Here is a 19,290-nt window from a genome sequence, read left to right as displayed (position 1 = left end):
AATTAATGTTTGTTTGCTTGAGCCTTTTTCTTTGCTTGTGCAAGCAAAGCCTGTCGTGCTGATTTCTTTTGATCAGCCGTTACCTGACCCTTTTTTGCCGCACCACGAGCAAAATCATTTGATTTAATTGTTCCTTTTCCCATAATGTCATGTTCTTTCTATTTCAGTGACTCATTTTTAAGTGAGACCACATTCGCTACCGTGGCTCCCTTAACAGATTTAGCCTTTAGATTAACCTGATCACCTGTTTGCATCAACAAAGCTGTTTGCTTCTGTGACGGATCCAAAGTATATAGTATATCATCATCGACCAGCTTAAAGACAACAACTTGCTTATTATCTAACGTTGCATTGGTATTCACTCGTTCAACCTTGCCGCTAGCCTTTTTGACTTTGGCTTTTGCATCACTAGCCGCTGCTGTTTGAGCACTACCGGCAAGTGCATTACGGTAAGCTGCCAGTGCATCTGATGCATTCGCACCTTCACCAATAATGTTTTGGTCAGCTCCCTTGATATAGGCATATTCACGGAAACGTTCATTATTATCCATCATTGAAATGACCCAAGTTGGTGTACCATCAACGTTCATAATCACAGGATTTGAACCATGCCACTTATTTTGGGGATGCAGCTGTTTGGCAACCTTCATTGCCCCTTCAGAATCCATAATACCTACATTTTTACCAGTGTAGAAGCGTAATTGACCCGTTCGCGTATCCACTAATGAATAACCCTTATCTGAATCGGCATTTGAACGTACCGTTGTAAAATCATCAAAATATGATAATGAGCCATTAACATTAAACATTGGTGTCACACCACTTTCAGACCCATTTTCAGTTGGCTTGATTTGATTTTTATGACGGAAGTTAAAGGCATACGGATTACCATAAGTTCGATTCATTAATGTCGCTGCCTCTGGTGAAACACCAACATCTACCCATTTTGGTAAGTCGCTCGTTTTATACACTTTTGTTTTTCCAGTATCTGCACTAGTAATTGATACGTGAATATTATCAAATAACAATTGACCAGCCCAGCGGACACGCAATAGTGTTTGTACCCAATAAGTTTTGCCATTATTATCAACTTCTAAAATCGGCTCACCTACTTGTTGATAACGTGGGTTTGCCATATAAATTTTACGAGCAATACTATGTGAAAACCAACTGGTTTCAGAATAAGCCATATCCTTCTTCACAAAATGGGCCGTGTCGTTAATATCGGTTGCTGATGTCACAAAGTAACCCGGTAATTCGCGATTCATAAACCATGATACAAAACCATTAAATTCTACCGGAGCCACATAGTAAGGCTTACCTTTAATATATTGTGCTGATAAATCACCCAATTCATACATTGATGAATCTGGTGCTTGTGAAAATGCCTTTTTCATCATATTTTCGGCAGCTTGTGCTGACAGAGCAATTGGTTGATCATCCTTAGTCAAAGGGGCTTCTTTATGATGCTTTGCTTGTACAGAATGATACATTGGTCGTTCAGTCAGTGCCTTTGAGACACCGGCAGATACAGATATACCAATAGCAATAAACGGAATAACAAATGGCCAGAAGTTTATCCCTTGTAAGCTAAAAGAACGTTTACCATTTACTACGCGTTCAACCAATACTGATGATGTGCCTGTAATAACCGCCCAAATACTAACCAATGTGGTTTCAAGCGCTACTGGGATCACTAATTGTGATAGTGTTGGTACCGGCATCCACCAATAAATAAAAATAACATTGATAATGGTGACAATACCAACTGCCAACCAGTCTAATTTGCTAAGTTTTAGTTTTTTTGCCCATAGAAATGTCGCAATTGCTGTAATTTCCAGAACTAAAAATGATGTAATCATGCATTTCTCCTCATAAAAAATAGATAACTTAATTGTACCATAACGTCAGGCTTTTTTAAGTTTCCCCTCGGTATGCTATGATGAGCACAACAAAGCATTCAGGGGGAATTATTTTATATGGTTATGGAAGACTACTTTAAGGACTTACGTCACAAAATTGGTCATGAAGAAATTATTATGCCCGGTGTGGCTGGTATTTTATTCGACGATACGCGTCAAAAAGTATTAATGGAACAACGCGGTGATGGCGAGGTTGGTTGGAGTCTCGTTGGTGGTATGCAAAATTTAGGCGAATCAGCTCCGACATCACTCATTCGTGAATTTAAGGAAGAAGCTGGCATTGACGTTAAGATTACTGCCTTGATTGGTGTCGATACCAATTTTCACCACACCTTTCAATCAGGTGACAAAGCCCAGATTCCAATGTTCCTGTTCGAAGTTGAAAAAACTGGTGGCAAGCTAATTGCTGATGGCGACGAAACACTATCATTAGAGTTCGTACCACTAGCTAAACAACCTAAAATGTACAATCAGCAACACCAATTAGCAATTGACCAAATTCGTAAAGAAGTCCCCTATGGTTGGTATTTTTAGCACAAAAGGTGGTTGAGACATTTATCTTGTCTCAACCACCTTTTGTATAACTACAATTTAATTAAAGAATATGCAATGTTAATTTACTACGACCATTCCCAAGTTTCTTAACTGATAATTGTTGCGGTATCTGCTGTTTCATGGAACTAACATGAGAAATAATTCCTACCAATCGGCCACTTTGCTCAACCATACTTAAGGCTTCCATCGCTTGCGAAAGTGTCTGTTCATCCAATGAGCCGAACCCTTCATCAATAAAGAGTGCATCGATTTTGGCACCACCCGCACGATGCTGCACGATTTCAGCCATCGAAAGTGCAATCGAAAGTGCGGCAATGAATGATTCACCACCTGATAGCGTACTTGTTGCCCTAATTTGGCCACCATCTTGGTCATAAATATCAATATCCAAACCGTTTTGATTGGCTCGGCCAGCCTGTCGATTTGACAAAATAAATTGATATCTTCCAGCCGACAAGACACCTATATAATGGGCATTAGCATACTCTAATACGTCATATAAAAAGCGTCGCAAAATAAAGGTTTCAAGGCGTAGCCGTTTATCATTATTACCATCAACGGCTTCTTTTAAGGTAAACAAATCTCTACCTGCAGATTGTTGAGCTGCCCATTGCTCTTGTAGTGTTTGTACAGAATATTCACTCTGTACCTGTTGCGTTAACTGAGCTTCCTTTGCCGTATAGTCAGCCACTTGTTGTTCAACAGAAGCTTGCTGTTCATTAACCAGCATTTGCAACTTCTCTAAATCCGGCAAGGTTTTATTACCAATTTGTTTTTTCAAATCGTCGACTTCTGCCGTTAAGCTTTTGATACTTGTCTGGTAAGCCATAACGGCATTATGCAACTGATTGATTTCATCGGGATCTTGGTCTAAACGTCCCATTAATTCATCAAATCCAGCTTGGTCTGCAACTGGTCCCTCACTAATAACCGTTGCTAAACGTTGCTGTTCTTGCGTTAAATCAGCTTGAATTTGCGCCAATTTTTGTTGGATGCTTGCTAACTGTTGCTGTTTCTCCTGTTGACTATTTTCATTTCTTAACAATTGCTCACGTAGCTCATTGTCAGTTTCTTCATATTTTTTAATCTCATGCTGAAGTTGCTGAACTTTCTGCTCATACTCGGTCACTGACAATAATTGCCTGGTCGATGCTGTTAATTGCGTAATTTCATCAGTCAATTCTTGCTTATTTTGTTGTTGCGATACAAGAATTTGCTTATTTTCTACCAAATCTTCTTTAGCCGCTTGCAGCTGTTGTTGTTTATTGACAACTTCTTTTTCTAAGGATGTCACTTGCTTTTTAGTATCACGCATGAAAGCTAAAGCTAGTTGTGTTTTTTTGTTAACCTGTACTTTATCAAATATCGTTGGCAATTCACTAAAAGTTTCATTAAAAGAAGCGAACACTGATTCCCAATCGGCCTTTATCTGTTCATAAGTCTGATTAATTTTACTTTGTCGTGAATCTAACCATTCCTTTTCACTTTTAATATCAGCCAATTTCGTTTCATAAGCCGTCATTACTTTAGATAGATCTGCAGCAGCATCTCTAACTGAACGCTCTGTCTGTTCAACCGCTTGAATAGCCGTTTTTAAATCTGCGTAGGTTGTCGTTGCTGCTTGATTATGCTCATGCTGCTGACCTTGATAAATTTGACCACAAATCAAGCAAGGCTCACCGACCTTTAACTCTTGTTTTAATTGCTGAATCAAGATATCACGACGTAATGATTCTTGCTCTTTTAATTTTTGCAATTGTAAGGATTGATGCTCTTTTGACTTTGTAACTTGTTCTGCTAATTTTGCTGCTTGTAATTCCGCTGACTCTAAGGCTGATTGTCGTGACTCATAGTCACTAACCCGCTCTGCCATATTTTGTATCTGCGAAGTTAGCTTTGTCAGACTAATTTCATTAACGATAATTTGCTGTTTATCAGCCAACTGCTTTTGTTTATCTGTTAATTCATTTTCAGTGACCTGTAATTGGTCATTTAATTTTTGATTAGTTTGTTCAGCTGATGCAATTTTCGCAATAACTTGTGCTTGCTTATCTTGAGCTTTAGTCAATTGACGAGATTTAGGTAGTAAATCATTTTGAATTTGTTGTAAAACAATGCGCTTGTTAGCGATACTTTCCTTTTGTTTATACAGTGTTGTTTGTCGATCTACCAACACAGTTTGGCTATGTTTTAGCTGATTGCTTGCTGTTGTCACTTGTTGCTTACTATCTGATTCATCAGCTAATTGTTTAGCAAGTCGTTGTTGCTTATCAACGATTTCACGTTGCGATTCGGCCCAACGCAAAGTTTGCCACCAAGTTTTCTTTTTTTCAATGACCGGTTTCTGTGTATATTTTTCTTGCAATAACTGATTCTTTTGCGTTAATTGAGTATATAAATTTTCAACGCGTTGACCTTCTTGCTGCCGTTGCTGTAGAACTTTTAATTGCTCACGTGCTTTCGTCAAGTCGTTCTCTTGTTCAGTTAAATCAATGCGCATTGCTTGATTCATATGAGATAAAAGCGTCAACTTTTCTGCTGCAGTTGGTGCAATAGTCTCAATATCATCCTGTTGCCAGTCAATTTGTTTTAACTTATCGTCACGTTGGAAAGCAAGTTGTTCCAGTTGACTATCAGATGTTTTTTGTTGTTGTTTCAATTTATCCGTAAACTGGTCAAAGATTGCCGTTCCAAATAGTTGACGTAAAATGACCTTTTTATCATCACTTTGGGCACTTAAAAATTCTCGAAATTTATCTTGTGGTAATAAAATTATTTTACGAAACTGTTCAGCATTTAAGTGTAGTAATTCTTTGACGTGGTCATTAACAACGGTTGCTTTGTCGCCGAGTGCAGCAATTGGTGTTGCGAGGACATCATCAACTTCCATCAATGAAACCGTTGCTTTATGTTCGGTTAAATCAAAATCTGATTTTGCACCGCGCTTCTTTTTTAATGACTGTGTGGGCGTACGCTTAATTTCATAGAAACGGCCATTATGTTCAAACCAAAAAACGACCTTAGTTTCTGAATTCGTATCAGCAAATTCACTACGCATATCTTCCGGACGTCGTTCACCAGTTCCTTCACCAAACAAGGCATAGGTCATACCGTCAAAAATAGTTGTCTTACCAGCACCCGTATCGCCAGTAATTAAAAATAGTTTAGATTCAGTGAAATTTGAAAAATCAATCGTGGCATGATCATAAGGTCCGAAATTGTTCAATTGTAATTTGATAGGACGCATATTAATTATCTTCCTCCTGTTGGTGTAAGTCACTCAAGGTCTCATCAATAAGCTTCTTTTGATTATCATTCAGTTGTTCACCAGTCACAAACTCATAAAAATTAGCAATCATTTTATCATCAGCTTCATTACCATCACTAATTTCTGGAATACTTGTTTCACTCTGCATTAACTTAGGTAAGTCATATTGCACTTCGACAACATCACCATAAATTTCAGCCAGCATTGCCCGCGCATTGGGCGATGTGACCGTCCCTTGAATCTTAATACTAAAGTAGTTTTTATGTGCTCGTTCATACTGTTGATAAAAACTTGGTGTCACTAATTCATCAAAGGTTCCAGTCAGTAAAATCAAATCCTTCTTAGGGACTAATGGTTCCCACTTTGTTTTCACTTGATGATCGTTGATTTCAACAAGATAAACGCCCTTTTCTGATTGGGCTTCTTTCGTATTAAATTTGATTGGTGAACCCGAATATTGCACAACATCACTAGGACTCGCTTGTTTTAAATGTAGATGACCCAATGCAACATAGTCAAAATCCTTAAATAATTGATCATCCAAGCCACGTAAACCACCAACTTGTGAGTTAGTTTCACTAGTGAATTCATAATCCTGATTTTTACTACCCACAACATAATAATGGGTCACCAGCACATGATTCATTGCTGGTTTAAATTTGGCAACCATTTCGTTAACAATACGGGGCATGACTTGATTGATTGTTTGATAATGTGCTGTTTCATCTTCTGTTATGCCGTAATGCACCCGAGCCGTTGAAGGCTCAATAAATGGTAACAAGAATACTTGTGTATCTTTGGTTTCAATAGGTGTAAAAGAATCAGCCAGCGTTGTATTTAAATATAATTGACTCTTTTCCCGCCATTCTCGCCCAGCACCCAATCGTGTGGCACCATCATGATTTCCGGAAACAGCATAGACCGGCATTTTAAATGTTATATTTAAATCTTTCAGCATGCTCTCTAAACTATTAACTGCTGAAATTGGCGCAATACCGCGGTCATATAAGTCACCAGCAATAATCACACCATCAACTTTTTCTTGAATTGCTAAATCCCTAATTTGTTGATAAGCAACTTGCTGTTCGGCTAATAGTGAATAGCCCCCTAACTCTTTACCAATATGCCAATCGGCTGTATGTAAAAATTTCATAATCAAAATTCCCTCTAATCTAACAATTAATGACTATTTTGTCGGAAACAAAAACAGACTGGGAAATAACCCAGCCTATTACGCTTAATAATTAAATTAACGTATCCACTTTCGTAATGGTACGCTTACAATAAGTGCTAAGATAAATCCAACCAAAACCTGGAAAATATTTGCTGGCACATCTGTTAGGCCAGCCAACGTTGCAGCCTGTAATGACATTTTTGACCCACCAGTGACCCATAGTAAGAAACTACCAGCTAACCAGTAACCCACAACCATGGTAATACCACCTAAAATGTTACCTAAAACACGGATACCCACTGTTTTATCAACGTTATAATGTCCAATTACCCAACCTTCTCCACCATGGATAAGTAATGAAAAAAGCATCCATTGTGGATAGCCAGCAAATAAGTCTAGTAAAAATCCAGTTAACCCACCAACGGCTAATCCCATTTTAGGACCAAAATGCCAAGCACCAATAAAAATACCAGTTTCTACTAAAGAAACGAATCCTGTTGGCGTTGGTAATTTGGCGACATAACTTAATACAATGTTGATAGCAATCAACACCGCTCCGATAGTAATTTGCTTTGTTTTCATTTCATCTACCCCTTATGGCGGCGCGCTGCCTGCCAAACATTACCTACTTTAAAATCATCATTCAAACGAACTCCGTGCAAAATACCATCATGTACAAAATCCTTGGCATCGTCAATTGCCGTTATTACTGGTACATCTTGCGATATCTGACTGGCAATGGCTGCTGAAAATGTACAGCCAGCCCCATTATTATACGGTTGCGCAATTTTTGGTAATTGCATCATCTTTTCCGTATTATCGGAAACAACCGCATCGATTGCCATATCACCAAGTAAACGCACACCACCCTTGACCACCACGATTTGTGGTCCCATTGTATGGAGCATCTTAGCAGCCGTTAATAAATCTGCTTCAGAACGAATTGATTGTTCCGTTAATAACTCAGCTTCAATCAAGTTGGGTGTCACGACTGTTGCCAGTGGTAATAATTTTTGCTTGATAGCAGTGGCTAATTTTGCCGCATTAACTGAATCAGTTTCTTTAAACGCCATCACCGGATCAATAACAACCGGTACTTGGCCAGCATATTGTTTGATAAATTGGCTGACTAGATCAATATGAGCAACAGACGGTAACAATCCCACTTTGATACCCTTAATATCTGTAAATTGACTCAGAGAAGTTAATTGCTTGGCCAACACAGATACTGGCACATCATAAATATCAAAATCAGCTTGATTAACTGTCACAATACTTGTAATGGCACTTAAACCAAACAACCCATATTCATTAAATGTTGCTAAATCAGCTTGGACCCCACCACCAGCTAAAATATCCGAACCAGCGATTGTTATAATTTTCCCTACTCCCATCGCAATACCTCTTTTACAATAATTAATTAAATTTAAGTTTAGCACAAATTAACGACGGTAAACACATACATATTGAATGCGTAGCTTTATTTGAGAGCATAAACGTGTTTCAAATAACTGAGGATTTGATCTAAAAACGACAAAAAAAGAAGTAGTGTTAAACACCACTTCTTTTTCAATACAACTTATTTGATTGCATCCTTCAATGCCTTACCAGGCTTGAATGCAGGAATCTTTGATGCAGCAATCTCGATTTCCTCACCAGTTTGTGGGTTGCGACCCTTACGAGCTGCACGAGAACGTACTTCAAAGTTACCAAAGCCAATTAATTGGACCTTTTCACCCTTTGCCAAAGTATCTTGGATTGAAGCGAATACTGCATCAACTGCAGCAGTTGCATCCTTCTTTGTCAAACCAGTTGCAGTTGCAACATCAGTTACTAATTCTTGCTTGTTAGCCATTTAGTTTTCCTCCTGCATAGGTATATTGGCATTTTGCCAATAAATTAAAATTGAATCTGTAATTAGATTTCGATACTTAGAATATCATAATTATGTGGTTCTTACAAGTAAAAAATGCCTTTAAACGTTGATATAGCAAGGTTTTTGTCATATCCTTAAATATTTTTATAAAATTTAAGGCAAAGTATGCAATATTAAGTTTATTTTTATTTACGTGCTCTTTTAATCAAGTGAATTGGCGTTCCAGTAAAGTCAAATGATTTACGGATTTGATTCTCTAAGAAACGTTCATATGAAAAATGCATTAACTCAGGATTATTGACAAAAACAACAAAAGTTGGCGGTTGGATAGCTACTTGCGTTGCATAATAAACACGCAAACGCTTACCATTAACTGTTGATGTTGGATTTAATGCCAAAGCATCTGAAATAACTTCGTTCAACGTAGCCGATTGAATTCTCTTTCGATGGTTATCATTTACTTGCTTAATTAGTGCTGGTAATTTATTCAAACGTTGCTTTGTCAAAGCTGACACAAAGACAATCGGTGCATATGATAGATATTGGAATTCTTGACGAATTTGATTTTCAAAATCCGTCATTGTGTGATTATCTTTTTCAAGCGTATCCCACTTATTTACAACAATAATAACGGCTCGACCCGCTTCATGCGCATAGCCGGCCACGTGCTTATCTTGCTCACGGATACCTTCTTCCGCATTTAAGACAACTAACACGACATTTGAATCGTCAATTGCACGCATTGCACGCATGACTGAGTACTTTTCAGTAGATTCGTAAACCTTCCCACGTTTACGAATTCCCGCCGTATCGACCATAACAAATTCGTCACCATCTTCTGAAGTAAATCGGGTATCGATGGCATCACGCGTTGTACCAGAAATATCTGACACGATGACCCGTTCCTCACCTAACATCGCATTCACTAATGATGACTTCCCGACATTTGGACGACCAATAAATGAAAAGCGTACCGCATCATCTTCTTCTGGTGCTTCTACATCTGGGAAATTAGCCACAACTTGATCCAACAAATCACCTAATCCGGTACCATGTGCACCAGAAATTGGATATGGATCACCAAATCCTAATGCGTAAAACTCATAAATTTCTGAACGCTGTTCAATATTATCAACCTTATTAACTGCCAAAACAACTGGCTTTTTTGATCGATACAACATTTTAGCCACACGTTCATCAGCTTCAGTTAATCCTTCGCGAGCCGAAACCATGAAAACAATAACATCTGCTTCATCAATCGCAATTTCAGCTTGTTGAACAATTTGTGACATAAATGGTTCATCGCCCATGTCAATTCCACCGGTATCAATTAACCGAAATTCATTAGTCAACCATTCCGCACGTGTATAAATACGATCACGTGTAATACCTGGCGTATCCTCGACAATTGAAATTCGGTCACCCGCGATGCGGTTAAAAATTGTTGATTTACCAACATTTGGACGACCAACAACAGCCACAACAGGAAATCCCATATTATCCTCTTTTCTGAATTACATAATTTATTGTAATTCGCGTTAATTTGTATACTCTATGTTTAATATTAACATGAATTAATACGAAACAAAAATTAGAGGCTGAGACAACATCTGTCCCAGCCTCTAACTGTTTTAAACTATTCTAATGCTTAGTCGAAATCTTTGAAGATGTCACCAAATGCATCACCTAACGTTGCTGAACCTTCTTCTTCAGAAGTTGAGTAGTTAGTTGGTGCTGATTGGCGAGGGCGACGTGAACGACGAGGGCGATCATTTTCCTCGCGTGCAGGTGCTTCTTCCAAAGCCTTGATTGACAATGACAAACGTTGACGTTCTGGGTTAACATCCAAAACCTTAACTTGAACCTTGTCACCGGCTGTCAATACATCACTAGGGTTAGCAATGTGCTTGTGTGAGATTTGTGAAACGTGAACCAAACCTTCAACGCCTGGGAACACTTCAACGAATGCACCAAAGTCAACCACACGCTTAACAGTTCCCTCTAGAACTGTACCAGCTGGTGCTTTTTCAGCTGCTGTATCCCAAGGTCCTGGTTGAGTAGCCTTAATTGACAATGAGATACGCTCACGTTCTGGATCCAAGCCCAAAACCTTAACCTTAACTTCTTCACCAACTGACAAAACGTCTGAAGGTTGTGAAACGCGTTCGTGTGAGATTTCAGATACGTGTACCAATCCATCAACACCACCAAGGTCAATAAATGCACCAAAGTTAGTCATACGAGCAACTTTACCTTCAATTACATCACCAACTGAAAGTTCATCAAAGATGCGTGCCAAAGCAGCTGAACGCTCTTCATTCAAAACTTCACGACGTGACAAGATCAAACGGCTATCTGCTGCGTTGATTTCAATAATCTTTGCACGGATAGTTTGACCCTTGTATTGGTTCAAATCTTGCACGAAACGGTTCTCAATCATTGAAGCAGGTACGAATCCACGTACACCTTCAACATCAACAACCAAACCACCCTTAACGGCTTGCGTTACTGGTGCTTCCACAATGTCGTCAACACTGTGCTTGCTTGCGATTTCTTCCCAAGCACGACGAGCTTCAAGACGACGCTTTGACAATAGGTATGATCCACCTTCCTTGTCAGAACCGATAGTAGATACTACTACCAAATCCAACACGTCTCCGACCTTGACAAGGTCATTTACGTCCGCATCGCGGTCAGTTGTCAATTCGCGCAAAGGAATTACACCTTCAACACCGGCACCTTCAATACCTACGATAACTTGACGATTATCATCAATTGCCAAGACTTCACCCTTAACTACATCGCCAACTTTAACTTCGGCTACGCTGTCAAGAGCTGCCAATAGCTCGTTGTTCTCTTCGTTCATTACAATATATCCTCCTGGTCACACGACTCTAATGGTTATTATACCTAATCTTGATATATATTACCAGTGTTTTTTACATCTTTTTGAGTTGTGATTATTAATTTCGTAATTTATTTTCAATAATGCGCTTTACTTCAGCTACTACTTCTTGGATTGACAATCCAGTAGTATCTAATTCTGTCGCATCAGATGCTTTCTGCAACGGCGATATTTCGCGATGAGAATCTAAATAATCTCTTTTCTCAATCGCCGTTTCCAATTCTTCTAATGTGGTAGCCATCCCTTTTGCTTGATTTTCCTTAAAGCGACGAACTGCTCGCTCATGGACAGAAGCAATTAAGAAAATCTTCACTTCAGCATCCGGCAATACCGTTGTACCAATATCACGACCATCCATGACAACACCACCAGCGGCCGCTATATCACGCTGTAAGTCTGTCATTGCCGTACGGACATCCCCATAGGCTGAAACAGCTGAGACATTTGCTGTCACTTCAACTGATCGAATATCATCGGTTACTTCTTCATCATTTAAGAAGACACGCTGTACTGGGTTACCTGGCTTAAATGAAATATCGATCTCTGGCAATAATGCGACGACCGCTGCCTCATCGGTCAACTTAATACCTGCTCTAATGGCAGCAAGGGTAACAGTTCTATACATCGCTCCTGTATCAACATATACAAAATTCAAGTCAGTAGCCAAGATTTTAGCAATCGTTGACTTGCCAGCCGAAGCTGGTCCATCAATTGCAATCTGAATTGGGTTCATGATTCACATCCTTATTCAATTTATTACTATTCTATTTTACGCCTAATTCGGTGGAAACACTAGGCATATTTAATAAAAAAAGTTGCGACATTTACTATGTCCCAACTCGATTATATTTAAAATTTATTATTGTACTTGAAAACTTCTACTTGACCTTCAAGCCCTTACCGTAGAAAGTCGCATAATTGCTTGATGTTAACCCGGGATTCAAACTATATAACTCTTCAGGAGTTGTATTATTGGCACGGGCAAAGCTATATAAGGTACCAGAATCAAATGATACTGTTTGCCCTTCTTCTTCAGATGATGCCGCTGCTTCGGATGAAGACTTTGCTGCTGCTTCTGCCTCTGATGAAGATTTGGCTGCTGCCGCCTCACTCGATGATGCTGCCTCGGCCGCTTCGGATGAAGACTTTGCAGCCGCTGCTTCGGATGAAGATTTAGCTGCTGCCTCACTCGATGACTTAGATGCGGCAACCTTAGCCTTTGATTCTGACTTCGCTGTATCGGTTACTTTATTCGTTGATGTTGTTGTTTTTGTTGATGAAGCAACTGGCAGCTCAGTATTTGTTGTGTTATCAGCAGGTTTATTTAGTTCTTGTAGATATTTATATACAGGAACAAAAGACAACACAATAACAATCAATACCAAAATCCCGACAACCATACTAACACGTTTCGATTTACGCCGGTTTTGCGTTCTTGAATACTGCTTGGTTGTATCATCTTTAAAAGATGCCTCCCATGGCTGTTGTTTATCCTTTTTTTCGGTCATGATTGGTGGCTCTCCTTACTATCTTTTTTTACTATCTTTAATAATACACTAACCGCCTTAAAATAGTTAGTGTCACACCTAATCTTTACTGTAAATTAAATAGTTTTTTTAGCTGTTCAGACCAATTTAACACCTTTAACTGATGTTTGCCATCTTCTTTTCTTTCTAAGTGCAATTCTTTTGGATGCCAGTCTGTCACACCCACACTTTCGTCAGTTTGCGATAAACCATCTGTTTCATTACCAAAATAGTCGCTGATTTGATGACGCAACTGACCGTCAGATTTTGCATAATTGATCATTGATAACAAATTATTCTGTCTGATGCGCCGCCGATTATCAAAAATCCGACTAATTTCAACCGTTGTGAGCTGATTAGATTTATAAAAATCTAATAGCCTTATCTGTTCATGGTTTAATATGGTCACCTCAGACTGTTCAACATAACTTTTGATTGCATATGAATCTGGAATCGTTTGATCAATCAAATTAAACTGAATGCTTTCATCGCCAGGAACATATAATAGAATTGCCACCGATTGTTGACCATCACGACCCGCACGACCAATTTCTTGCAAATAATTTGAAAGATCATTACTCAAATGATAATGAATGACAAAGCGAATATTTTCTTTATCGATCCCCATACCAAATGCTGAAGTCGCTGTAATAACATCGATTTCACCTTGCATAAACTGTTGTTGTACACGGTATCTAGCCATCGCGCTCATCCCCGCATGATAGGCAACAACACGCTGCCCAGTTTCACTAGTTAACCATTCAGCCATACTTGTTGCTAGCTTACGTGAAGTAAAATAAACGACCCCTGGTCCACTCGTTGTCTGTAGCAAATACTTTAATCGTTGTTTTTTCTCAAACTCATTTGCCAATTTCTCAGTATGCAAAAATATATTTGGCCGATCAACAGGTTGTTGATAGACAAACCACTTTTCCGGTACAGAACGGAAATTTTCAATAATTGCAGTTATCATACTTGGCGTTGCCGTTGCCGTTAGTAACAGTAACTGCGGTTGATCAAGTTGCTTATGAATGGTTGGTAACGCGAGATAGTCCGGTCGAAAATCTTGTCCCCATGTCACCATGGTATGAACCTCGTCAATAACCATCAAATTAATTGGCACTTGTTTTAATGATATTTGCACCTGCTCTTGGTTTAACATTTCAGGTGAAATGAACAAGAAATGGTATTGTTTTAAGTGCTTTAGGACATTCTTTTTATTTTCAAATGTCAATGTTGAGTTCAAAGCAATCACATTTTTTTCACCAAGGTAATTCAAACGAGCCACTTGGTCCTGCATTAAAGACAGCAATGGTGTCACGATGATCACTAAACCGTCTCGAACAGCACCCATCATTTGATAAATCAGTGTTTTACCACCACCAGTTGGTAAAATTGCTAGCGTCGATTGCTTGGCTAACAAGGCAGTTAAAATTTCCTTTTGACCAGTTTTAAAAGTTTTGAAACCAAACTTAGCTTGTAAAATTTTATCTAAGTTAATCATTGCCATGGTTTACGCTCCCTGTTTGGTCAAATAAATTTCATATAATCGAAAAACGAAAAATTCATCCGGATTATCTGATGTTCGAATATCAGCAAACTGCCAATCATCAATATTACCAGCTAAATGTTCCTGTAAATATCGCAACGTTTCCGGTGTTAAAAATAAGTCATACGGAAAATCTGTTTTAGGTAACCACACCGCTGCCGTTAACAAATGTTCTCGTACCGTACCGATTTTCAAGCGCCGTTGCTGACTAATTGTTGCTATTGATAATCCCTGGTGAACCTGTTGACATGTTAGTTGCACACTTGGCGACAAATTCTGTTGCTGTTGTGTCAGTTGCCACAATTTTTTTAGTTCACTGTTACTATCGGACTGAAGTAAGGTTTGACTCCAAAAAATAAATAAATCAAATTCCCACAGATAAAAGTCGGTAGCCGTCCATGTTGCTGGTAACCCTAATTGATCAGCATTCCGCCCTGGCAGTTGATGGCCAACCCAAGTCGCCACAAATTGATTGGCTGTTTGCTGATCTAATTGTTTTAAAAATTGGGTTAGAGCCATCAGCCAGTTATCGATCAAATGCGATTTATCAGTCTGACGATACCATTTTTTCACTAACATTTTGGTTTTAACATCAATTTGTAACGGATAGTAGCGCTTATTATGATAAGCTGTTTCCGAAATAATTTGATTTGCCAACCAGAATACTTCCCGAAACTGACGAACATTTGCTAAAGGTTGCGTTGTTAATGGCATATACTGCAATTGATAGTGATGCTTATGATATTCCTGCTGGGCAACTACCCCCTTATCTGTCAACAATAACTGACCAGAATTTGGCTGCTGTTCAATAAGCAAACCATTCTTGATGAGCTTTGCAATTTGTTCATCAAAAGTTGTCTTTTCTAATTGAGGAAACAGACCAACAAATGGCAACAATTGGTAGCGTAATCCCCAGTATTCTGTTGACACTGTTAAACGACGCCTTAATAAACCAAAAATCACCCGATGTCGCCGTGGTTGTACCGACGAAAATAGGGTGATCAAAAAATCAGTTATCACAACATGGTCCACCTCTCGCTATTACTAATGACTAGTTTAAGAAAATAGCGTTATAAGTGCAAGCCACATGCTTTAATTTAATTGTGAATGCATATTACTTAATACACGTTGGAATGAGAAAAAGACAGCACCTGAGACCACACCCAGAATAATCCCTTCAATTAAGTTGAAAGGCACGACCATCCAAAGAAGATAACGTCCCATACCAATCGTTGCTTTAATATCAAAATTTGCAAATATGGCATATAGTGGCACCGCATAAATATAGTTTAAAATGACCATCACAATGGTTAAGCCTATTGTTCCTAATACGATCCCCCACATAAATTGTCCTTTTGACAATTTCGTACGTCGCATGACTAGCACAATTATCGTCATAAAGACAGCCATCCCCATAATATTCATTGGTATACCAATCAAATCGCCGGGGCCCTCATTATTAAGCAGTAATTTCAAAACTGACCTTAGAATTAAAATCGTATAGCCCTGTTTCAATCCTAAGAGTAAAGTTCCCAGCAATACAGGAACAATCGAAAAGTCAATTTTCAAAAAGCTTGCTCCGGGCAAGATTGGAAATTGTGGGAAAATCATTAAAACAAATGATATTGCCGACAATAAAGCAATGATCGTTAAGTGACGCGTTTTATTCATGTTACTACCTAATCCTCCGCACTGAAAAAAAGACGGTTTTATTTATGCCAGGGCGACACAAATAAAACCGACTCTATCAGTCAAATTCATTAATTCTTCTGCATACCAGACTTTACTGTCGGTTATGGATTCACACCATATCAACCACAAAACTGTGGGTCGCGGACTTTTTCGTCAAAACGAAATTACCGCCGGTCGGGAATTACACCCTGCCCTGAAGATATTTAGTTATAATATTATAATAACTTTCTAATATATAAATGTCAATAGACATTCAATCAGCCTTTTACCAACGTCCTGCCGACTTACGGAATTGCCGACCAGACTTTAAGGCCTGCACTTCTTCATGCCGTAGTGGTCGATACTCCCCTGGCGTCAAACCAGTTAAGTCAAGCATACCGTAACGCTCACGAGTTAACTTAATCACCTCATGACCGACAGTTCTTAACATCTCTTTTACTTGATGATACTTTCCTTCATGAATTGTTAACTTCACGATAGCTGTATGCTTTTTCTTATCACTTGATAAAATTTCTGCATGAGCTGGGGCTGCTTTAAAGGTATAATGACGACCTTTTTGGACCGTTTTCACTGTCACACCGTGTCGTAATTTCTCTAACTCGTCATTTGTTGGAATTCCCTTGACTTTAGCAACATAGACTTTATCAATTCGATACTTTGGATGCATCAACTTGTTGGCCAAGTCACCATCATTCGTCAGCAACAAAGCACCCGTTGTATCATAGTCCAAACGACCTACTGGATAAACACGTTCTGGTTCATCGACAATATCTGTTACCGTTTGACGACCTTTATCATCGGAATTAGTTGTGACAACACCACGTGGTTTATCCAATAAGAAATAAACTAATTTCTCTTTTGAATCAATGGGGGTGCCATTCACTTCAATATGATCGCTGGGTTCTACTTTTGTACCTAGTTCTCGAATTACCTGTCCATTAACGGTCACTTGACCCTCAGTAATCAACTTCTCAGAAGCGCGTCGTGATGCCACCCCTGCCTGAGCCATGACCTTTTGTAATCGTTCTGCCATTATTTTTCCTCATTACTTTCTGATTGATCTGTTAATTCAGCAATTGTGATATCAAATGAAGATTGTTGTTCTTCTGATGGTAATAACGGTATGGTAACTCCTTGCTGACTTTCTAAATCTTCTAGTGCCTTCGCTGTAACCAATGGTGGCAGCTCATCCAAACTTGTTAATCCAAAATAATTTAGGAAATAACTTGTTGTAACATATAAAATCGGCCGACCAGGCTCGTCAGCACGTCCTTTGCCAGTAACTAAATTACGCAGAACCAATTTTTGAATCGTTGACTGTGATTGGACACCACGAATTTCATCTACTTCAATACGCGTCACTGGCTGTTTATAGGCAATGATTGCTAATACTTCCAGTGAGGCTTGTGATAATGCGGTCGTCAACGGTGCTGTAAAAAACCGATGAATAGTTTCTGATAAATTGGTCTTTGTTACTATTTGATAACGATCATCTGTTTTAAGAATTTGAAATGCACAACTATCATCCTCAGCGTACTTAGTTGCTAATTCTTCTAGTAATCCAGTCACTGCTGGTTTTTGGAATTGTGTAGCTGCTGACAGCTCGGCCACCGAAATGCCTTCATCCCCTGCAACAAATAATAACCCTTCAATTTGCTGTAAGCTATTCTGCATCAGCTTCTTCATCCTCTCTATTTTCTTGATGATAAGGTATATTACCTCGTGAAATATCAATATTACCAAATAATTTATTTTGCATAATAGCCAAATGCTGATGGCGAACAAGTTCTAACATTGCCATAAATGTTGTCACCAACTCATCTTTTCCTGCATCCTCCGCAAAAAGCTGCTCAAACGTCACAACCTGATTGTTGTCTATTTGTACCATAATTTTAGTCATTTGTTGTTGAACTGACCAATTATCACTTTTCACCGAACGTGGCTGTACTTGCTTTCGGTAGCGCTTCTTTACCAGACGATTAAACGCATCCTGTAAGTCATGTAACTCTAACCCTTCTGGCAAAGGGGCCCCTTCGATATCATCTGGAATTGGCATAGGTGCTCTAGAAAACTGTAGCTGGCGCTCTTCTTCCCGAACACGTAAATCACCGGCCGCTTGTTGGTATCGTTGATACTCAATCAATTGCGTCATTAATGCCTCTCGTGGATCTTCTTCTTCAGTAACAAATTCCGCTAATTCTTCATCATATTGAAAGGTATCAGTCTTAGGTAGTAAGTAACTGGCCTTAATTGACATTAACGTCGCAGCCATCACTAAAAACTCACCAGCAACATCTAAATTACGCTCTTGTTCTGCATGTAAGAACACCAAATACTGTGCCGTAATTTCCACAATCGGAATATCCATGATATCCATTTCATTCACACGGATAAGATGTAGTAATAGATCCAATGGACCATCAAAATCCGCCAAATGATATGTTAGTTCTTCACTCATTGCATGTCTCGCCATTTCGTCACATATTTTTGCGTCGCAATTGATCCCATGATTACTTGATCTGGGTATTGATATTGCAATGCTTGATATATCTTACTACCAAGTTCTAACTTTTGGTCAGGTCGTACTTCCGGACTAAACACAATCCGCCGAATCACAACTGAATTGTAAACACTCGCAACCCCGAGCAATACCGTGAAGTGATGTGTATTTTCATCACGCCACAGTAAAATATCTCGGCTATCATCAGATTGATACCAATCGTATTCACGTTGCACGGTGACAATATCTGCCAAATTTGGACTATAGGATAGCAAACCCATAACAATTTTCGATTGATCTTTACGTACAATAATTAACATCAT

19 protein-coding genes and 1 riboswitch are annotated in these 19,290 nt (G+C 38.9%); of the genes, 1 reads left to right on the top strand and 18 read right to left on the bottom strand.

The window, feature by feature from the left end:
• Positions 1 to 2 precede the first annotated feature (2 nt).
• Both NGR58_RS00805 and NGR58_RS00800 read right to left on the bottom strand, forming a co-directional pair.
• Positions 3 to 143 (bottom strand): hypothetical protein, encoded by a 141-nt coding sequence (locus tag NGR58_RS00805; RefSeq protein ID WP_165845866.1) that lies wholly within the window; start codon positions 141 to 143, stop codon positions 3 to 5.
• 15 nt (positions 144 to 158) lie between these two features.
• The gene (locus NGR58_RS00800) at positions 159 to 1,862 is read right to left on the bottom strand and encodes a hypothetical protein (RefSeq protein ID WP_258087841.1); all 1,704 of its coding nucleotides are present in this window, start codon (positions 1,860 to 1,862) and stop codon (positions 159 to 161) included.
• A gap of 117 nt (positions 1,863 to 1,979) precedes the next feature.
• Here NGR58_RS00800 and NGR58_RS00795 point away from each other — a divergent pair, with 117 nt between their 5' ends.
• The gene (locus NGR58_RS00795; protein ID WP_258087840.1) at positions 1,980 to 2,456 is read left to right on the top strand and encodes an NUDIX domain-containing protein; all 477 of its coding nucleotides are present in this window, start codon (positions 1,980 to 1,982) and stop codon (positions 2,454 to 2,456) included.
• 61 nt (positions 2,457 to 2,517) lie between these two features.
• Here NGR58_RS00795 and NGR58_RS00790 read toward each other — a convergent pair whose 3' ends face one another.
• The 16 genes from NGR58_RS00790 to NGR58_RS00715 form a co-directional block, all read right to left on the bottom strand.
• Complete coding sequence (locus NGR58_RS00790; RefSeq protein WP_258087839.1) at positions 2,518 to 5,724, bottom strand: SbcC/MukB-like Walker B domain-containing protein; 3,207 nt, start codon at positions 5,722 to 5,724, stop codon at positions 2,518 to 2,520.
• 1 nt (position 5,725) lies between these two features.
• Positions 5,726 to 6,898, bottom strand: coding sequence for an exonuclease SbcCD subunit D (locus tag NGR58_RS00785; protein ID WP_258087838.1), 1,173 nt, complete (start codon positions 6,896 to 6,898; stop codon positions 5,726 to 5,728).
• A 96-nt stretch (positions 6,899 to 6,994) separates the two neighbouring features.
• Positions 6,995 to 7,501: an ECF transporter S component gene (locus NGR58_RS00780; protein WP_258087837.1), complete on the bottom strand. Its 507-nt coding sequence runs from the start codon at positions 7,499 to 7,501 to the stop codon at positions 6,995 to 6,997.
• Positions 7,502 to 7,506: 5 nt separating this feature from the next.
• A complete protein-coding gene (locus NGR58_RS00775) occupies positions 7,507 to 8,313 on the bottom strand; it encodes a bifunctional hydroxymethylpyrimidine kinase/phosphomethylpyrimidine kinase (RefSeq protein ID WP_258087836.1) in 807 nt (268 codons plus the stop codon).
• 185 nt (positions 8,314 to 8,498) lie between these two features.
• Positions 8,499 to 8,774: an HU family DNA-binding protein gene (locus NGR58_RS00770; RefSeq protein ID WP_042493879.1), complete on the bottom strand. Its 276-nt coding sequence runs from the start codon at positions 8,772 to 8,774 to the stop codon at positions 8,499 to 8,501.
• Positions 8,775 to 8,980: 206 nt separating this feature from the next.
• Entirely contained in the window at positions 8,981 to 10,291 is a 1,311-nt protein-coding gene (gene der / locus NGR58_RS00765) for a ribosome biogenesis GTPase Der (RefSeq protein WP_258087835.1), read from the bottom strand.
• A 152-nt stretch (positions 10,292 to 10,443) separates the two neighbouring features.
• A complete protein-coding gene (rpsA, locus tag NGR58_RS00760) occupies positions 10,444 to 11,661 on the bottom strand; it encodes a 30S ribosomal protein S1 (protein WP_075269506.1) in 1,218 nt (405 codons plus the stop codon).
• 97 nt (positions 11,662 to 11,758) lie between these two features.
• Positions 11,759 to 12,433, bottom strand: a complete 675-nt coding sequence (cmk, locus tag NGR58_RS00755) for a (d)CMP kinase (RefSeq protein ID WP_075269505.1) — start codon at positions 12,431 to 12,433, stop codon at positions 11,759 to 11,761.
• Between the two features lie 145 nt (positions 12,434 to 12,578).
• On the bottom strand, positions 12,579 to 13,208 hold the full coding sequence (locus NGR58_RS00750; protein ID WP_258087834.1) for a LysM peptidoglycan-binding domain-containing protein: 630 nt from the start codon (positions 13,206 to 13,208) through the stop codon (positions 12,579 to 12,581).
• 85 nt (positions 13,209 to 13,293) lie between these two features.
• Entirely contained in the window at positions 13,294 to 14,736 is a 1,443-nt protein-coding gene (locus tag NGR58_RS00745) for a RecQ family ATP-dependent DNA helicase (protein ID WP_345791587.1), read from the bottom strand.
• A gap of 3 nt (positions 14,737 to 14,739) precedes the next feature.
• Entirely contained in the window at positions 14,740 to 15,795 is a 1,056-nt protein-coding gene (locus NGR58_RS00740) for a helix-turn-helix domain-containing protein (RefSeq protein ID WP_258087833.1), read from the bottom strand.
• A 72-nt stretch (positions 15,796 to 15,867) separates the two neighbouring features.
• Positions 15,868 to 16,446, bottom strand: coding sequence for an ECF transporter S component (locus NGR58_RS00735; protein ID WP_258087832.1), 579 nt, complete (start codon positions 16,444 to 16,446; stop codon positions 15,868 to 15,870).
• An 89-nt stretch (positions 16,447 to 16,535) separates the two neighbouring features.
• Positions 16,536 to 16,672: riboswitch (FMN riboswitch) on the bottom strand.
• Positions 16,673 to 16,732: 60 nt separating this feature from the next.
• Positions 16,733 to 17,500 (bottom strand): pseudouridine synthase, encoded by a 768-nt coding sequence (locus NGR58_RS00730; protein ID WP_115470493.1) that lies wholly within the window; start codon positions 17,498 to 17,500, stop codon positions 16,733 to 16,735.
• Positions 17,500 to 18,141: an SMC-Scp complex subunit ScpB gene (scpB, locus tag NGR58_RS00725; RefSeq protein ID WP_258087831.1), complete on the bottom strand. Its 642-nt coding sequence runs from the start codon at positions 18,139 to 18,141 to the stop codon at positions 17,500 to 17,502. The genes NGR58_RS00730 and scpB overlap by 1 nt, the downstream gene beginning before the upstream one ends.
• Positions 18,131 to 18,925, bottom strand: a complete 795-nt coding sequence (locus NGR58_RS00720) for a segregation and condensation protein A (RefSeq protein WP_258087830.1) — start codon at positions 18,923 to 18,925, stop codon at positions 18,131 to 18,133. The genes scpB and NGR58_RS00720 overlap by 11 nt, the downstream gene beginning before the upstream one ends.
• Complete coding sequence (locus NGR58_RS00715) at positions 18,922 to 19,287, bottom strand: reductase (protein WP_258087829.1); 366 nt, start codon at positions 19,285 to 19,287, stop codon at positions 18,922 to 18,924. Before NGR58_RS00715 ends, NGR58_RS00720 begins: the two co-directional genes overlap by 4 nt.
• Between the last annotated feature and the right edge of the window lie 3 nt (positions 19,288 to 19,290).

Origin of the sequence: Weissella fangxianensis, from assembly GCF_024718545.1 — a bacterium.
GTDB classification, from domain to species: Bacteria; Bacillota; Bacilli; order Lactobacillales; family Lactobacillaceae; genus Weissella; species Weissella fangxianensis.
Note: the sequence above shows the minus strand (reverse complement) of the source record. Positions and strands in the feature narration are given on the sequence as shown.

What these genes read in the sequence shown, in the direction of transcription:
- scpB (WP_258087831.1), bottom strand. Translation starts at nt 18,141, where the DNA reads ATGCAGAATAGCTTACAGCAAATTGAAGGGTTATTATTTGTTGCAGGG.
- der (WP_258087835.1), bottom strand. Translation starts at nt 10,291, where the DNA reads ATGGGATTTCCTGTTGTGGCTGTTGTTGGTCGTCCAAATGTTGGTAAA.
- NGR58_RS00800 (WP_258087841.1), bottom strand. Translation starts at nt 1,862, where the DNA reads ATGATTACATCATTTTTAGTTCTGGAAATTACAGCAATTGCGACATTT.
- NGR58_RS00730 (WP_115470493.1), bottom strand. Translation starts at nt 17,500, where the DNA reads ATGGCAGAACGATTACAAAAGGTCATGGCTCAGGCAGGGGTGGCATCA.
- NGR58_RS00795 (WP_258087840.1), top strand. Translation starts at nt 1,980, where the DNA reads ATGGTTATGGAAGACTACTTTAAGGACTTACGTCACAAAATTGGTCAT.
- cmk (WP_075269505.1), bottom strand. Translation starts at nt 12,433, where the DNA reads ATGAACCCAATTCAGATTGCAATTGATGGACCAGCTTCGGCTGGCAAG.
- NGR58_RS00785 (WP_258087838.1), bottom strand. Translation starts at nt 6,898, where the DNA reads ATGAAATTTTTACATACAGCCGATTGGCATATTGGTAAAGAGTTAGGG.
- NGR58_RS00745 (WP_345791587.1), bottom strand. Translation starts at nt 14,736, where the DNA reads ATGGCAATGATTAACTTAGATAAAATTTTACAAGCTAAGTTTGGTTTC.
- NGR58_RS00720 (WP_258087830.1), bottom strand. Translation starts at nt 18,925, where the DNA reads ATGAGTGAAGAACTAACATATCATTTGGCGGATTTTGATGGTCCATTG.
- NGR58_RS00750 (WP_258087834.1), bottom strand. Translation starts at nt 13,208, where the DNA reads ATGACCGAAAAAAAGGATAAACAACAGCCATGGGAGGCATCTTTTAAA.
- NGR58_RS00805 (WP_165845866.1), bottom strand. Translation starts at nt 143, where the DNA reads ATGGGAAAAGGAACAATTAAATCAAATGATTTTGCTCGTGGTGCGGCA.
- NGR58_RS00735 (WP_258087832.1), bottom strand. Translation starts at nt 16,446, where the DNA reads ATGAATAAAACGCGTCACTTAACGATCATTGCTTTATTGTCGGCAATA.
- NGR58_RS00790 (WP_258087839.1), bottom strand. Translation starts at nt 5,724, where the DNA reads ATGCGTCCTATCAAATTACAATTGAACAATTTCGGACCTTATGATCAT.
- rpsA (WP_075269506.1), bottom strand. Translation starts at nt 11,661, where the DNA reads ATGAACGAAGAGAACAACGAGCTATTGGCAGCTCTTGACAGCGTAGCC.
- NGR58_RS00775 (WP_258087836.1), bottom strand. Translation starts at nt 8,313, where the DNA reads ATGGGAGTAGGGAAAATTATAACAATCGCTGGTTCGGATATTTTAGCT.
- NGR58_RS00715 (WP_258087829.1), bottom strand. Translation starts at nt 19,287, where the DNA reads ATGTTAATTATTGTACGTAAAGATCAATCGAAAATTGTTATGGGTTTG.
- NGR58_RS00770 (WP_042493879.1), bottom strand. Translation starts at nt 8,774, where the DNA reads ATGGCTAACAAGCAAGAATTAGTAACTGATGTTGCAACTGCAACTGGT.
- NGR58_RS00780 (WP_258087837.1), bottom strand. Translation starts at nt 7,501, where the DNA reads ATGAAAACAAAGCAAATTACTATCGGAGCGGTGTTGATTGCTATCAAC.